13 protein-coding genes and 1 tRNA gene are annotated in these 15,945 nt (G+C 60.2%); 5 read left to right on the top strand and 9 right to left on the bottom strand.

The annotated features are described in order from the left end of the window. Positions 1-18: 18 nt before the first annotated feature. On the bottom strand, positions 19-2,124 hold the full coding sequence (locus AB7Z56_RS22215; protein ID WP_354123795.1) for a tyrosinase family protein: 2,106 nt from the start codon (positions 2,122-2,124) through the stop codon (positions 19-21). 458 nt (positions 2,125-2,582) lie between these two features. On the opposite strand from AB7Z56_RS22215, the gene AB7Z56_RS22210 reads away from it, so the two are divergent. The 5 genes from AB7Z56_RS22210 (at position 2,583) to AB7Z56_RS22190 (ending at position 8,348) form a co-directional block, all read left to right on the top strand. After that, a tRNA-Ser gene (locus AB7Z56_RS22210) sits at positions 2,583-2,672 on the top strand. A 358-nt stretch (positions 2,673-3,030) separates the two neighbouring features. Then, complete coding sequence (locus AB7Z56_RS22205) at positions 3,031-3,285, top strand: hypothetical protein (RefSeq protein ID WP_038937372.1); 255 nt, start codon at positions 3,031-3,033, stop codon at positions 3,283-3,285. A 42-nt stretch (positions 3,286-3,327) separates the two neighbouring features. Beyond that, complete coding sequence (locus AB7Z56_RS22200; protein WP_354123794.1) at positions 3,328-3,591, top strand: hypothetical protein; 264 nt, start codon at positions 3,328-3,330, stop codon at positions 3,589-3,591. A gap of 283 nt (positions 3,592-3,874) precedes the next feature. Beyond that, positions 3,875-4,135, top strand: coding sequence for a DUF3551 domain-containing protein (locus tag AB7Z56_RS22195; RefSeq protein WP_071917452.1), 261 nt, complete (start codon positions 3,875-3,877; stop codon positions 4,133-4,135). An 814-nt stretch (positions 4,136-4,949) separates the two neighbouring features. Further along, positions 4,950-8,348 carry an AAA family ATPase gene (locus AB7Z56_RS22190; protein WP_441256413.1) on the top strand — a complete coding sequence of 1,133 codons (3,399 nt, stop codon included), beginning with the start codon at positions 4,950-4,952 and terminating at the stop codon, positions 8,346-8,348. A gap of 47 nt (positions 8,349-8,395) precedes the next feature. Here AB7Z56_RS22190 and AB7Z56_RS22185 read toward each other — a convergent pair whose 3' ends face one another. From AB7Z56_RS22185 to AB7Z56_RS22150, 8 genes are all read right to left on the bottom strand, one after another. Next, entirely contained in the window at positions 8,396-8,587 is a 192-nt protein-coding gene (locus AB7Z56_RS22185; protein ID WP_063983274.1) for a hypothetical protein, read from the bottom strand. A 204-nt stretch (positions 8,588-8,791) separates the two neighbouring features. Beyond that, positions 8,792-10,405 (bottom strand): NAD(P)/FAD-dependent oxidoreductase, encoded by a 1,614-nt coding sequence (locus AB7Z56_RS22180; RefSeq protein ID WP_354123792.1) that lies wholly within the window; start codon positions 10,403-10,405, stop codon positions 8,792-8,794. A gap of 622 nt (positions 10,406-11,027) precedes the next feature. Further along, entirely contained in the window at positions 11,028-11,777 is a 750-nt protein-coding gene (locus tag AB7Z56_RS22175; protein WP_225048843.1) for a MarC family protein, read from the bottom strand. A gap of 24 nt (positions 11,778-11,801) precedes the next feature. Further along, positions 11,802-11,936 (bottom strand): hypothetical protein, encoded by a 135-nt coding sequence (locus AB7Z56_RS22170; protein ID WP_354123791.1) that lies wholly within the window; start codon positions 11,934-11,936, stop codon positions 11,802-11,804. A gap of 16 nt (positions 11,937-11,952) precedes the next feature. After that, a complete protein-coding gene (locus AB7Z56_RS22165) occupies positions 11,953-12,129 on the bottom strand; it encodes a hypothetical protein (protein ID WP_166096581.1) in 177 nt (58 codons plus the stop codon). A 49-nt stretch (positions 12,130-12,178) separates the two neighbouring features. Continuing rightward, complete coding sequence (locus AB7Z56_RS22160; RefSeq protein WP_071913875.1) at positions 12,179-12,529, bottom strand: phasin; 351 nt, start codon at positions 12,527-12,529, stop codon at positions 12,179-12,181. Between the two features lie 27 nt (positions 12,530-12,556). Further along, a complete protein-coding gene (locus AB7Z56_RS22155) occupies positions 12,557-13,420 on the bottom strand; it encodes an alpha/beta fold hydrolase (RefSeq protein WP_283016501.1) in 864 nt (287 codons plus the stop codon). 9 nt (positions 13,421-13,429) lie between these two features. Then, positions 13,430-15,937, bottom strand: coding sequence for an alpha/beta hydrolase (locus tag AB7Z56_RS22150; RefSeq protein ID WP_283016502.1), 2,508 nt, complete (start codon positions 15,935-15,937; stop codon positions 13,430-13,432). Positions 15,938-15,945: the final 8 nt, after the last annotated feature.

Genomic DNA, 15,945 nt, shown 5'->3' with positions numbered 1-15,945 from the left:
GACTTCCCCGCCGCTTTCTCAATCCAGGAAACTGATCGACACGCCTTCCAGCTTCAGAAGCTCCCTCTCCTCCTGGTAGTCGCCGCCGATCACGACCAGCGTGATCTGCAGCGGGCCCTTCTTCTTGAGCGCCTGCCTGGCGGCGGCCGTGACGTCGATGCGATGGACGCGCGGCATATTGTGGCTGCGCCCGCGCTGGTCGAAGCGCCGCGGCTGCGGCGGCGGGATATCGCAATGGCCGGGACCGCCGTAGCAGGCCCCATGTCCGAAGATCGAGATGTAGCCGGCGTAGTGCGGATTGCCCTTGATCGGCGTCGAGGCGTCGGCCCCGGGTTCGTTCAGGAAGGCGCGCACGAAGCAGGAGCGCATCAATTGCGGCACCTGATGCAGGCGGATCTCCGCGCGTTTGAAACTGCGCGCGGCCTGCGGCACGTTGATCGGCTGCGACACGAAGCGGCTGACCGGCGCCTCGAGGCCGACCGGCATGAAATGCGAGCTGCGGACGTATTCGTAGCCGAACGGCGCGATGTCGAGCGTGTCGCGGATGGTGTAGTTCCACGGCGACAGCACGGAATCGAGATCGGCCGGCAGCGCATTCGGATTGAGCTTCTGCCACTCCCACCAGATCCGATCGATATTGACGTGGATCGGCCAGAACACGGGATCGTAGGAGGCCGTCAGGTTGCTGAACATGTCGCCGGAGCCCGGCTGCGAATAGAGATCCGGGCGGGCGTGGAAACGGCGCCCGCCGACCTGTACGGCATCGTTGCGGCGCTTGGCGAGCGCGCGCAGACGTGTGGTCTCGGCGTCGGATTGCGACGCAGCCGCCGCGGTCGGGGCATCTTTGCAGACATAGGTCGCCTGCCCTGCATCCGGATTCTGCCCACCGGTCCAGATGTGCATGGTGTTGTGCGGATTCTGGTCGAGGAACCCGAACGCCGCGTCGTAGATGCTGCCGCCGCCGAAGTCGCGGAAATTGTTGAGGCTCAGGATCTGGGCGATGTCGTCGGCCGACGGGTAATGATAGTTGATTGCCTGGTTGATCGTCTGTCCCTTGGGATATTCGGCCGGGTAGCGCAGCGGATACCAGAGCGAGTTCGACTGAAGCAGCGCGTCGATGAAGCGCTGGCGGTTGGCATTGTCAGGATCCGGCGTGACGGCCGCATAGCCGATGTTGCTGATGACATAGCAGAAGAAGCTGTGCTGTGAGGTGAAGGTGACGCGGTCATGCGCGAGCGCCAGGATCGCCTTCTTCTGCGCCGCCGTCGGCGCCGGGTCGAGCGCCGCCAACAGCGTCTCAGCCGCCTCCTCGGTGAGATAGGCCTTCATCGAATTCGGAATGATGCGGCCCTTGTCCGGCTCCTCCGGCCGGTACTCCGGCATCGTGAAGTCCCAGTACGGGAGCATCAGCCCGGGCTCGAAGTCCTGAAGGTTCTGTTCGAACTCGTAGAGATAGGCGCGGTGCCAGGGCAGGAAGCGCTCCCAGCCGTGCTGGCAATGGTTCTGGTGGATCAGCGCCTGGTTGTTGTAGTTGCGCCGGTCTTCCGGCCAGTGGTCGAGATCGTAAAGCCGGCGGAAGCCGCGGCGCAGCCGTTCGAGCTGCGGCTCGCTCATGCAGTCGATGTTCATGCGCCGCCGGGGCTCGCCGGCATCCGCGGCCGGCGAATAGCCGTCGGCAGCGACCGCAAACTCGGCGATCTCGCTCACCTTCACCGTCGCGGTCTTCGCCGGCTTGCCAGGCGCAAGCTCGACTGCGACGCTGGTCGCATCATCCGGGCAACCGGCATCGATCCAGTCGGCAATGCGGTCGACGTCAGCGGGCGCGAGGCGCTTGCCGCCCCATGGCAGCGCCGGGAACCGGCCACCGTCGAACGGTGCTTCACCGCGCAATCCCTTGATCAATCCGGACGCGTCGCTGCGCGCATGCGGCGGGATGCAGCAGGCGTGGCCCTCCGGCACTGGAGCAACCATCTTGATGCCGAAGATCTCGGCCGCCTCCAACGCCTGTGCGCCCTTATCCCAAAACCGTCCAGCGCCACCATAATCAGCGGTGCTATCGCCGGCAGCTTCATCCAGGATCGCCTTCACGCGCGCATAAGCAACGGTCAATGCTTCGGTGTCCATTCCAGCCCCCGGACAGCAAGACGAAGAAGGCGGCCGGAGACTAATCACAACTTTTGGGTGATGTCACGTAGACACGCACCTTCAACGTCGAAGCAAGCGCGAATATTTTTCGGGGTTGCGTGATCTATTTCATACAACCTTTATCGAAACGACAGATCTGGCCATGCGTCGTGTGGATGAGGCGGATGCGAGCACGAGTGCGTTGCTCAAGCTCAGCGCCGGCCATCGGACGTGTCCGGTCATCAAACGCTGCGTGATTGAGCGTAGCGTGCATTCCAGTCGTCGTGGGATGAAGCCGAGCCACACCGGGAGCGAATCCGCGCCGAACGACTGCTCGACGAAGCCGAGCTTCGCCCTTCCCGGCCCGTTTCCCCATCGGACTTGGTTTTCCCCCGCAAGCGCCAACTTCGCGTTGCCTTGCGCGGTCGACTGCGTTAAGCGACAACCATTCTCTGTCCGGAAGGGTGGCCGAGTGGTTTAAGGCACCGGTCTTGAAAACCGGCGTGCCCGCAAGGGTACCGTGGGTTCGAATCCCACCCCTTCCGCCAAAACATCAACAAAAGCAATTAGTTAGCTCGCGGTTTTCGCTTCAGCGCACAATCGAACGTACAATCGTCGCTTGGTGGCGCCGTAAGCGTCGCGGTGAGATCGAGTCGATTTGTCGCAGTTCGGACGAGGCGACGCCCGATCCCAACACTGATGCCGCCGCCGATCTCATCAGCTTTCCGACGTCGCGATGGACTGTCGTGTTTCGACGCGATGCATCGAAGGAGCGACAAGACGGTCCTTGAATCACAGCGATGGCGTCCCGCATCTATCCACACCCACGACCGGCAGTAGCTCGCGAGCATTCCGCGCCGCTAGGAATCGATAATTTGACTCTCGCCTGCGCGGTTCGATGGCGTCATGACCAAGGCAGAGAACAGAGCGGCGGCGAGAGCTTGGCACCAAGAGCGCATGCGTCAGCGCGCGGAAGAAGTGCGGGCCGAGGCGGTAGCAGCCGACCTGGCCGAACTCGGCCGGCTTCGCCACTACCTCATCTTTGGCAGGAAGGATCGCCGTGCCGACCGCGAGAAGCTGATGAGCGCCATTGACGACTACGTCGGTGAGATGACTGGCGACCGAACCGCGCTGCACGCCAAAAACCACAAGTGCGGGTGAAGCAGTACGGCCTGGGGACGAAGAATCGGGTAGTCGATCTGCATGAAACTCGCCGCCGAACGTGCCTTTGCCGCTCCTGAAGCCGCCGCCCGCAAACTCGCGAAGACCATTGAAGCTGTCCAGGACGGTCGCATTCACATCGAAAAGCTCAATGCTTCATTTCTCTACGCGCTCAAGGCCACCGGGTTGGAGTTCGGCGCCGGCATCAAGCATGCAGTTGAGAAAGGCTGGCTCGAGCTGCACGAGAGCGGGACGTATGTCCGGCTGATCGGCACCAGCGCAAAAGCGGCCCCAGCAAAAGACTAAGTTGCCGGGGCCGTTTGGAGGTCACCTTGGCGGTAATGGGGTCGCCAGGTGGTCATGAGCATAGGAAAAACCGGCAATCAGTTCTGTCCACTTGTGCCCAAAGCGGTATAGTTCCTCATCGGGAACGGAACCGATCGCAATGAAGTTTAGAAGGGACGGCCCGCCAGCGTGACCAGCGGGCTGGTAGCGATCGTCAGGCGCAGTCGCGACCTCCGCGGGGCACGATCGAAGTACTGGCTCGTGGAGCTTCGCACGCGTTCTCAATGTCCGAATGGAGGTTCCAATGCGTACTCCGGCCTTGGCGATTTTGGCAATCGGGATGGCATCAACAGAGCCGGCGGCAGCTCAGACGTATAATCCGGCCTTTCCGGTTTGCCTGCACGTTTACCGCGCGGGGGCCAACTATTACGATTGCAGCTACACATCGCTGCCTCAGTGCAATGCTTCGGCATCGGGCCGCGCCGCAGAGTGCGCCATTAATCCATACTTCGCGGGCGTGGAAAACCCCGCAGCTTATCGGCGGCACGGCCGCCGCGCCTACTAGGGCATTGCGAGAGACGCTCAGCCCGCCAGCGCGAACCGGCGGGTTGCTGCTTGGGCCGCCTGCGTTTCGGTACCGCAATCCCTAGCGGCTTGTGTCGACGCTACCACCGCGCTTCTATCGGACGATCCGATCAAGACGGCAGCCCGTTATACAACCAAATATCTGATCTTTCATTTGGGTGCCTACCCGGCAACCCCTAATGCAAGCGCGCACATCGTCGCCCCACACACGGCCCTTGGTTTGAGAACTCGAGATACATCGATTGTTGCATGCCTTGTCGTTATCGGGGCATTTGGACAAACACGCCGCAAGGCCAAGTCGCTCGCCTTCTGAAAATGTCGCTTCTTGGGCGGTTGCGAGCGTCGTTGTTGTCGCCGCAGTATAAAGGGCTAGCGCGAGCGCGCTCTTTAGGATTTCTGTAGCCGACATTATCTCCTGCCTCTGTTTGAGACCTCGGAAAGCAGCGTACGCCGGATACACCACCAAGGCGCAAGGCGGCCAGGAAATATCGGATCGCGAAGTAGGCCGCCCGCGTGAGCCGGCGGGCCTGGCTTCACGGACGTATCGTCCGCTCAATTTCACGGGCCGCCCAGGTCGCAACCATCATCGCGAACCGGAAGCGCTCGCGCGTTTCCGCAGGTATTTGGATGCTGCGAATTGCGACGCTGTTCACATGTCCGGACCCGACAGCATGCTATTGTCGGTGCGGTCATGCCGAACTGTTCGTTTGAATGGCTTCCAATAGAATTAAGTAGGACGAGCAAATATTCGGCTCTGATGCGCTGAAGCTGTTCGTACACACAAGGGTCCTGCCATGGAAATCGGGACTTGGCTGAAAAGTTTGGGCCTAGGACGACATGAGTCCCTGTTCATCGCGAACGCCATAGATTGCGATGTGTTGCCGCAATTGATAGAAGTTGACTTCGAAAAGGTTGGCATCCCACTCGGCGACCGGAAACGCCTCGTGAATGCGATCAGTGCGCTTCCCTCCAGCCTTCCCTCCACTGTCGTGAATGCTGCAATTGCGCAATACGCGGAACGGCGCCACCTCACGGTAATGATCTGTGACTTGGTCGATTCGACCGCCCTGACGGCACGCCTTGACCCGGAAGATATGGGCGCCGTCATCGATGCCTATCACGCTGCTTGTGCTCGTATCACGCGCTCCTATGACGGCTTTCTCGCCGACTTTCGCGGAGACGGCATTCTTGCGTATTTCGGCTATCCCATTGCGCACGAGGACGATCCCGAACGAACTGTAAGAGCTGCGCTCGATATCATTGCTGCTGTCGCACGGCTTGAAACCCGCGCTGGAGAACCGCTCGCGGTGCGTATCGGTATCGCTACCGGCATGGTGGTAGTCGGTGACCTGGGCGGCGAAGGCAAACTTCGGGAGCACTCCGTGGTTGGGGGCGCTCCCAATATCGCGGCTCGCGTGCAAGCCTTGGTCGAGCCGAACACCGTGGTCGTCGCAGACTCCACCCGTCGTCTCCTTGGCGATATCTTTAGTCTTCGCGACCTTGGCGCCCACCACCTCAAAGGCATTAGCGAGCCGGTGAGCGCGTGGGCCGTCCAGGGCGTCTCGGCTTCCGAGAGCCGCTTTGAGGCGGTGCGTCCGACAGAACTCGCCCCTGTCATCGGCCGCGATTCCGAGTTGGAGTTCTTGTTGGAACGTCAACGTTTGGCTCGCACGGGCGAAGGCCAGATCGTTCTCATCTCAGGCGAGCCGGGTATCGGGAAATCGCGCTTAGCAGCGGCTCTGGCTGAACGTGCAGCTAAGCATCAACCACACGTGCATTTCCGTTATCAGTGCTCGCCTTACCACGCCAACAGCGCACTTCATCCCGTGGTCGAGCAGTTGGAAAGGAGTGCCGGATTTAAGGCGGACGATCCCGTCGAGACGCGGCTTGACAAGCTGGAGGCACTCCTCTCGTTGAGAGCACCGCAAGTTCAGACGGTAGTACCACTTTTTGCTGAGCTGCTATCGATCCCATTCGCGAGCCGTTATCCAAAACCGCAGCTAAGCCCCGCCCAGCAGCGTCGCCGCACACTTGCCGCGCTGCTCGATCAATTCGAGAGCCGTTCTCGCAAACAGCCCATCCTGTTGCTTATCGAAGATGTTCAGTGGGCCGACGACACCACCCTCGAATTGCTCGACCTCATCGTAGAGCGAGCCCGACAGTTGTCTATCCTTGCGCTGGTTACCTTTCGACCAGAGTTCGAGCCTCCCTGGACCGGTCTTGCGAATGTCGGAAGCCTGGTCCTCGGACGGCTCAACCCAGATGATGTCAAAGGTGTTGCCACGCAGGTGGCCAATGGCCGAGCGCTTCCGATCGACGTGATGAAGCAGATCGTAACAAAGACTGACGGAAATCCGCTCTTCGTGGAGGAACTCACCAAGGCTGTCCTCGAAGCTGGCATTCTGATCGAATGCCAGGATCGCTATCAGCTCGGGGGACCGTTACCGCCCTTTGCCATCCCGGAAACCCTTCACGACTCCCTGATGGCGCGGCTCGACCGCCTGCATTCGGTGAAGGAGATCGCCCAGATTGGCGCCACCATCGGTCGCGAATTTTCTTATTCCTTGATGCGGGCTGTGGTCGCTCGAGAGGAAACACGGTTGCAGCATTCCCTCTCCGAACTCGAGGAGGCCGGGCTTATTTTCCGCGAAGGTGACCTGCCGGATGCCATTTATAGCTTCAAACACGCATTGGTGAGGGATGCGGCTTATCAGAGCCTGCTGAAGACACGGCGGCGGCAACTCCATGCGCAAATAGCGCGCGTGCTAGAGGAAGGCTTCCAGGATGCCGTCGTGAACGACCCTGAAATCCTTGCGCACCATTTCACCGAAGCCGGCATGCTTGAGAAGGCTACGGACTATTGGCTCAAGGCCGGAAAGCGCGCGCTCGGGCGCTCCTCCAATGCCGAGGCTGTAAAACATCTCACGAGAGGAATGGAGCTGACCCAGCAACTGCTCAGCTCGCCGCAACGCGATCGCAAAGAACTGGATTTCTATCTGGCCCTTGGTCCTGCAGTCGCCGCAACTGAGGGCGATGCCGCGGCTGAAACGTCGCGGGTCTTCTCACGGGCTCGCGCGCTGCTAGGCGAAAGTGTCAGCCTAGAAGAACGGATGACGATCCTGTGGGGCAGCTACCTAGCCCACAGTGTGCGCGCGGAGTATAGCTCAGCGCTGGAGGATGCCCGGTACGGCCTCGCGTTGGCCGCAGAGCATGATCATCCCGGCGTGGCCGTCCTAGCCACGCGCTTTATTGGACAATCATTGCATCTCACGGGTGCCTTCGCCGACGCACGCGAACACCTCGATCGCGCCCTCGCACTGTGCTCAACCAATCCAGCCACGATATCGACCTATCGCCGCTTCGGAGTCGATGACGCGGTGAACAGCCTGGCGTGGCTCTCGACGACGCTATTGGTCCTTGGCTATCCTAAACAGTCTACAACAATCGTCGAGCGTACTGAAACTCTTGCTCGAACGAGGGAACAAAGCTTTACGACGGCCCTGGCCCTGGGGAACATAGTCGTTCTGGGCACAATCGGCGGCGACGCAAAGCGCGCTTTGGCTCACGCCGACGAAGCGATATCGCTCAGCATCGAGCATGAATTTGCGGCAATTGAACGAAGAGCACGTTTTTTCCGCGGAGCGCTATTAGCCCAAGGAGGGGATCTTCAAGTCGGGATCGAACTGATGCGCGGCGCTTTGACGGCAACTTACCAAAACTCTGAACGGTGCCGCCGCACTCTCTATTTGGGCCATCTCGCCTTCGCTCATGCCCAGCTCGGAGAGCTTGAAGTTGGACTGCGCCTGCTGGACGAAGGCGTTCAGCTGGCCGAAACAACAGGGGAGAGTTTCTTTGAGGCCGAGTTGTATCGTCTTCGGGGCAACATCAACCTAAAACTCGGCAGGCGTGACCAGGCAGAGGCCGCACTGCAGCGAGCCGTGGCGATTGCGCGGCGACAACAAGCTCGCTGGTGGGAGTTGCGTGCCTCGATCTGTCTCGCGCGGCATTGGAGTAACGAAGGCAGATATTTCGAGGCTTGGTCCCTCTTAGAGCCTATATACACTTGGTTCACCGAAGGTCGGGATACACCCGATCTGACAGACGCGAGAAATCTCGTCGACGAACTACGCTCAGTTTCAGGAATGAAATCGGTTTCAGGAATGAAAGATGAGCCAAAGCGTGGCAGCTGTTGACCAGCACCGCTCAACATCATGCCTGACGTAAATTGATCAGCGTCCGATCAACGCCTGCCCTTCGCCCGCTTTCCGGACTTGCCACCTGTTCGTTCAAGTTTGCTAAGGGCGCTCTCGACATCCTTGATTGCCTTCTTGAGCTGCTTCTCGCGCTTTCCAAGAATGCTCTTGAGTTGTCTTCGCTGCTCGGCGGTCAATGTCGTAAAATCGATCACCTTCGTAAACGCGATGAAGGCCATTGCTTACCTCCCGATGGTGGTGGTCGTTAGGCCGTGATCAATATGTGCAAGGCAGTGAAACAAATATTCTCCAATATCATCGACCTATAGTCAAACGGCATTTCTTCCAGAAATACTCGATCGGCCTTCCGACCCACGGGCCCTCGTGGTGAGCGCGAGAGAAAGCGGTAGCAACTGACATCGCGCTACCACGCCGTCGTTATTTCACTTCCGCTTTTTGTTCTTGAGCCGCGCCGGTCGCGAGGTGCGCTTCGTGCGACCGAGTCGGGAAGACCTTACAGTCGGAGATTTCTCGTGGGGCCTTGATCGCTGCAACAAGGCGCGGAGCGTGGCAAACTGGCGTTGATCCAGCTGATTGGCGAAGCTCTCGAAATCAGTGGCGTCACTGCCAAGCTGGCTCAACCAGACAAATGCACTGTCCAAGGTGCGCAACTCAGGCGTCTGGTATGACAGCAGATCTCGGTAATAAGTTGCCGACTCCTCGCAAAACAGATCACGCGCGATGCCATTTACGAGCCGCCGCACTCCATATTTTATCCCCGTGATGGCCGCTCCTGATATTCCATGGCTCAGCATCGCTCCGAACGTAAAGTTGTGTAGCCCTCGCAGAAACGGAGCAGTGCCGCGGTGCCGCTCCGTGAATTCAAAGGCTTGGCCCAAATAGGGATAGCGCGCGAGGGCCTCGCTTTCCTCGCCCGATGGAGGCGTGAAGCGGTCGCGCCAAAGGGCTATTTGTTCAAAGAATAGGGCGAGCTCGGGACGCGCCGAGAGATCCGCCTCAACGCCGCTCGCAAAAATCATGAAGTCGAATTCGAATCTACGATTGCTGCTTTGAACCCTTGCAATACCGCAAGCTTCGTCGATGAAACTCCATCCGCAGTCGGGGTGCCAGGCGAAATTCTCAAACTCGCGGCATCGCCAATAAGCGTCCTGTGTAGGCGGGACCGGAAGCTCCTCAAGAATGTGACGCATGAACCGCCAGCGGTCCAGGTCCGTCAGATCGCCGAAGTGGCCCAACATACCGGCAAAATTCATCCAAGTGAGTGGGTTGACCCGCGGCATCTCCGAACGGCGGAAGCAAAGGTCTACTCGCGCGGCGCCCGCCTCAAGTGCGAGAGCTGCGTTGTCAAAGGCGGATGCCCCGGCACCAAGGATACCAATGCGCTTTCCTGCAAGCTTGCGAAAATCGATATCATCGGCCGAATGTGCGTAAAGATCTGCCGACAAATGGGCGACCAGAGACTTAGGAGCGCCCCACCTTCCACTTCCCTCAAAGCCTGTCGCAAGAATAATCTTTCTTGCATACACCCGCTCAATTCCTTCGGAACGACGGAGATGGGCAAGGAAGATGCCATTCGCCGGCTCAATCAACATTAGTTCGACCTCGTTCTCAACCGGGAGGTCCAGGACGTCTCGGTACCAATCCAGATACGAGCGCCACACCTCCCGAGGGACGGTATCTATGCGACCCCATGCTCGCCGCCCAAATTTTTCCTCGTACCACGCACGCACCGTTAGACTCGGGACGCCGAAATCAATCCCAGTCACCTCCTTCGGAGTCCGCAACCGTTCCATCCGAGCGAAACTGCGCCAAGGTCCTTCGAAACCGCGCTGGCAACGATCGATGATCCTGAAGTTTGCTATGCGCTCAAGCCTCAAGCCGAACGCGATACCCAGTCCGCTCTGTCCAGCGCCGACAACCAGCACGTCCAGAACCGGCACTCCGTCCATAAATCGCGGGACGGTCCACTCCCGAGCCGGATAGTCCAAATAAGTCAGCTCGCGTCGAACGCGCTTCGTGAGTTGGGAGACGCTCATGGGACATTCCTGCCGCTGCGCTCTTGTTAGAAATGACTTTTGCCATTCGGCTTAGTTCTGTCCCATTATCACAGGTCTGATTGCAGAAAAATCGACCGCCCGACCGCCATTGGGCTTCGCACAGAGCGATTTTGGCCCGCAAGACAGCGGGCTATTATTCTAGCGCTCACTCAAATGCTGATCCGCTCGACGATCGAGCCATCAGTTGCCTCCGATCGCGAGACACGCAACATCGACAATCAACGCGCCTATCGGTGACGATCTGAGCGTCAATCGACTGAAAGACTCAGGCTAGCTCGCCCATCAGGTAGCCTCATAGCGGCACGCTTAGCCGCGTTCCTGACGAAGTCCCCTGCCCGCCCAATCGGCGTAGTGCCGAATTTGCGCGGGTCCATTCGTAGCTCGTCACCGTAGCATTGTACGCGAGCTCCGCGCGGATCGTCAGAATTTGCAATGAGTTCAACTTCTTGGCTAGCGTTGTTTGGAGGAGCGGTGACAGATCACTGACCGCGGCTTTTTGACCGTGGGTTCAGAGGACGGTTTTTCCTGAGGAATGGCTGGAAGGCTCAAACCGCTCGAGGTAGAGCGCCAAACGCCGATGGAGACGGACTCTACCTGATCATCACCGGACCAACATCGGAGTCGCATTGGCCGATTGGTGTTGCGGTCCGCGTGTTTCCACCGATTGGATAGCGCGCGGAGCGCTGTCCAATATGGACCGCGCGACCTCGGAAACGCCGGTGAGGATGATCTGCACGCCGATGCAGAGCAGCAGGAAAGCCGACAGTTTCGTCACCACGCTGGTGCCCTCCTCGCCGAACAGGCGCGCCATTGCGCTCGATTTCCGGTAGGCATGGTAGATCGCCGCGGTGACGGCGAACGCCACCAGAAGCGAAACGATCGATGACTGGAACATCGCATCGAGGCTGCTGGTGCGGCTAATCCCGATCGCGATGGCTGTCGCGATCGTTCCCGGCCCGGTCGTCAGCGGAATTGTGAGGGGAAAGAAGGCCATGCGCTTCATGGTCGCATGATCGGGGGACGAGACCTCGTGAGGTCCGGCCGGGCCCGAGGGTGCGTGGAGCATGGACCAGCCTGTCGCTGCGACTACGAGGCCGCCGGCAATCCGGAGCGCCGGGATGGTCACGCCGAAGAAGTTGAGGATCTGGCTGCCCAGAAACAGCGACACCAGCAGGACCACGAAGGCATATCCGGCAACCCGCAGCGCAAGGCTCGCGCGCTCGTCTTCAGAAAGACCTCTCGTCTTGTCGAGGAAGATGAAGGCCAGTCCGTAGGGATTGATGATCGCGAACAGCGCGCCGAAGCCGAACAGGAAATCGGCAACCAGCCCCGATGTGGCGATATCACGCATGCTGCGCCCACTCCGCTCCTCGGCTTACGGCCATGTGAAGCCGGGCGCTTTGAAATCGGCCAGATTGTCGAGCGGCTTGCGCAGAACCTCAAACAGCACGGCCACCGACCAGCTGTTGGCGACACGGGCCAGCATGCCGACGAAAAACCGGGGCATCATCCGATGATACCGGATCTCACTTGTCCTTGCCGGGTGATCGTTCAAGACGCGATCTCTGCGCGCGCATGCGCTTGATCTCCTCCCTGAGCGCCTCGGCTTTTTCGTCTCGTTGCTCGCTCGCCGTTTCCAAGGGTTCGTCGCGAAGCAACTTCTGGAGTGCCTTTTCGACAGAAAGCTTGTTGGTCTCGGCCATACCAGACCTTTCTGACGCTACCGCGTCTGTCAGTACCGTGGTTGCAGTCTCAGCTCTTCGGACTGAACATGCCGCCGGCCGCCTTCATCGCCGCCTCACCCATGGTCTTGGTCTGGTCGGTCAGGGCCCGCATCTGCTCCTGGAAGAAATCGGCTTGAAGCTTGAGCGCGTCCTGGACATCCTTGGCATGGATCAGCTTGTCGCTGAGGTCCAGGGTCGCTGTGACATTGCGCTGCATGAAACTGCAAAACTCCTTCGCCTGGTTCGCGATCGGCAGAGGCGACGAACTGATCCCCTTCTCCAGCATCTCGAAATAGTCGGCGTTGGCCTTGCGCAGGCGGCCAAGTGCCTCGGTCAGCGCCGCACGGACGTTATCTGCGGATAGATTGATCTCTGCCATGACGTCTCTCCCTTCAGGTGTTAGCAGTTACGCGGTAAGCCCTCCGAACCAGGCGCCGAAATAACCGGCGTAGAGCGCGGGTACTTCGAGATTCATCGAGTGCCCGACGCGAGGCACGATCACGAGACGGCAATCCGGCATCGCAGCGGCCATGACGTGAAGATCGGCTGGCAGAATCCAACCGTCCCATTCGCCCCATAGCACCAGGTGCGGATGCTTCAGCTCCGGCATACGGCGCTCGAGCTCCCTGCTCTCTCTTTCCTTCGTGAGGTTGACCGGCGTTCCGATCCAGATGCCCTCGGAGACGCCAAAGGTCTGCTCGATGATGCGGTCGAACAACGCCTGGATGTCCTTCAATCCCTCCCGAAATCGAGGCACGGCGTTCGGCGCCATGCTCTCGGGCACGAACAGCGAGGACGCCGCGGTCGCCATGATCGTCCGTGTCAGGTCCTTGCTCGCCATCATCGCCCGAAACAGGCCGATCTGGTCGGCATTGAAAGCCATGCCGAGCGGCGTCACCGGATCGAGTGCGAACACGCGTCCGAAACGCTGCGGCTGCATCAAGAGCATACGGGCGGCGATGATGCCGCCGGTCGAATGCGTCGCGAGATGGCAATGGCCGATGTCGAGCATGTCGAGTGCCGCCAGCATGTCCTCGGCATGCTGCTGCATGGAGTAGTTCGCATAATCGGCGGCAGGCTTCGGCCGGTCGCTGTCCCCGCAGCCGCGCCAGTCGATGGCGATGACGCGCAGGCCCGTCGGAAACAAGGGCGCAGCCAGCTCGATCCAGTCCTTGCTGGCGAGATTGCCATGGATGAAGACGACGGTCACTTCGCCTCGGCCCCACTCCCGCCAGCCAAGCTCGATTTCACCCGCCTGCACCCGTGGCATAGACCGATCCTATTTGTTGAGACCGGCGGTTGGTGCCGCACCGGGAGGTGTCGGCGCCACTGGCAGGGCGGATACCACGGACCCCTTGATCATGCGATCTGTGCCGAGGGGCGATGAGGTGTCGACCGTTCCCTTCGTGACGAAGTCCACGACGTCGGCGGAATATTCCACCGGATTGTCGGTGTGGATGAAGTGCCCGGTCTCCGGATAGATTTTCAGAATCGGCCGGTTGCCCGCGTTGGTCATGCGCGTCATGAACGGCGTGATGACGTCGCGTCCGAGATCGGTCAGCCCGTTGAAAGCGGGCGTCGGGATGAACGGCTCCTTGTCACCGAAGGCGAGGAAGATCGGCGCCTTGATCTGGGTGACCCGCTCGTAAAGGTTCTTCGGATCATCCTGCTGGAGCTCGGCCCCGATCGTGTAGATGTCAAAGATGAAGACGTTGCACCACTGTTCGAGCTCCTTGGGATTGCCCTTGGTAAGCCCGACGCGCTGCTCGGTATGGAAGCGCGCATATTCGCTGTCGCTGAAGAAGTAGCCGCTCTTCGCCGCCGACACCACGCCGGTGTCGGGGTCGCGCTTCTTGAAATAGAAGAAGTCGCGAATGCCCTGCTCGTCGCGGGCCTTCTCCGCCGCCAGGATGCCGGTCTGGTCCCAGATCTGCTTCCACTTGTCGAAGTCGCGACCGAGTCCCGGTTGGAACAGAGGTGCCTTCTTGTCTTTCGCGATCGTGATGTCGCGCGGGTATTCCTCGAGTCCGGATGGTGCTTCGAGCGCGAGGCCCTGCACCGCATCCGGCCAGGTCAGGGCGTACCCCGTGACGAACTGACCGCCCAGCGAGTGGCCGAGATAATAGGCTTTCTTGACGCCAAGCTGGTTTACGACGAGATCGTAGATGACCTCGCGCATATCCTGCATGGTGCGCGCCGGGCTCTTATCGAGATTACCGGGCCCGGACATGCCGTAGTTCGGCAAGTCCGGCACGATCACACGCAAGCCACTCCGCAGCGCATATTGCATGATGTTGCCATAGTGCCCGCCGAATGCGCCCTTGCCGTGGATGATGACGAGGACCTTGGGATCCTTGTCGGTGCCGGCATACTCATCCATGTAACCAATCTGCCAGGTGTTGCCGATCTTGTCCTTGGCGTTGGCGTATTTGACCGGATAGGGATAGGTCACGAAGTCCTTCCAGAAGGACTTGCTCGGATCGATGTTTTCGGCGACGCCCGGTACGCGATAATTCTTGTCGACGAACATCCTCGCGCGATCGAGAGCCGCGACGTCGTCCATGAAGGCGACGAACTTCGGATCGTTCTTGCGCTGGTTGATGATTGGGAATACGCCGTAATGGGCGACCGGGCTCTCCTGCGCGATCAGGTCCGCGCCCGGCACGCGATCTACGGCCTTCTGCGCCAGCTTGAAGTTCAGCCAGAGGTCGTTGGTGATGTGCATCACCAGCGTGCGCGCCTGGATGCGGCCGAGATATGGATTAATGTTGTGGGTCTCACCGACCCGGTTGCGCCAGACGAGATCGACGGCGTCATAGAGCTTGGCACGGTTGGTGACGCTCAGACCGGCCTTCTCGTTCGGCGGATCCCAGTAGAATATCTCGGGCTGGACCGCGGCCCAGTTCTGGGTCGTGCGGAAGCCGAAGTCGTAGCCCGTCATGCCCAGGATCGACCAGCCGAACGCCACACCCGGCATCGGGTGCTTCTCCTTGGGCAGATTGTAGTAGTCGCCCTTGGTCGCCTGCCAGACCGGATCGCCCTCGATCGCGGCCGTCATCATCTGGAAGGTCCAGTTGCCGACGGGGTCTTCACCGTCCGACTGCGTGGTGCCGCCGATCGGCATCAGGGCGCCGATATATTCGGGATGCATGACCCCCCACACGTAGGTCTGGGTGCCGCCCATGGAGACGCCCGTGACAAGCGCGACGCGCGCCACCTTCAACTCGTCGCGCAGCAGGCGGTAGTTCGCCTGCACCATGTCGTAGTAGCTGTACTGCGGAAACTTGATGCCGAGGCCGTCGGACGGTTTGCTGGCGCCCCACGTCCCGAGCGGGTCGACCATGATGACGTAGTAGCGGTCGGTGTCGATCGGCCGTCCGGGGCCGATGATCGGGACGCCGCCCGACAGGGCCGCGCCCTTGACCCACTGTTCGTACATATCGGTGGAATCGCCGGAATAATAGGAATTGATCACGACCGCGTTGGTGATCTCACCGGCGGCATTGCGCCGCGCGTTGCCGATCGCGATGTATCCGGTACGCAGCTTGCCTGCCCCGAGCGATTCCAGCGTCACGCCGCCCTCGCCGCCATTCTCCCATTTGGAGGGATTGGCCAGGTCGTACTTGCCGCCAAGCCGGAAGTTCGCGATCTCATAGGTCTTTTTGAGCCCGTCATGCTGCATCTGCGACGAGCGCCGCGTGAACGGCTGGGCGACCGCGAGCGCGGTACCGACCAGCAACAGGATCAGGCTGACGAAGCAACGCTTGAGTGCGCTTCTCCCGTTCATGACGAACT

Origin of the sequence: Bradyrhizobium sp. 482_C4_N1_8 (assembly GCF_052075965.1) — a bacterium.
Taxonomy (GTDB): Bacteria; Pseudomonadota; Alphaproteobacteria; order Rhizobiales; family Xanthobacteraceae; genus Bradyrhizobium; species Bradyrhizobium barranii.
Note: the sequence above shows the minus strand (reverse complement) of the source record. Positions and strands in the feature narration are given on the sequence as shown.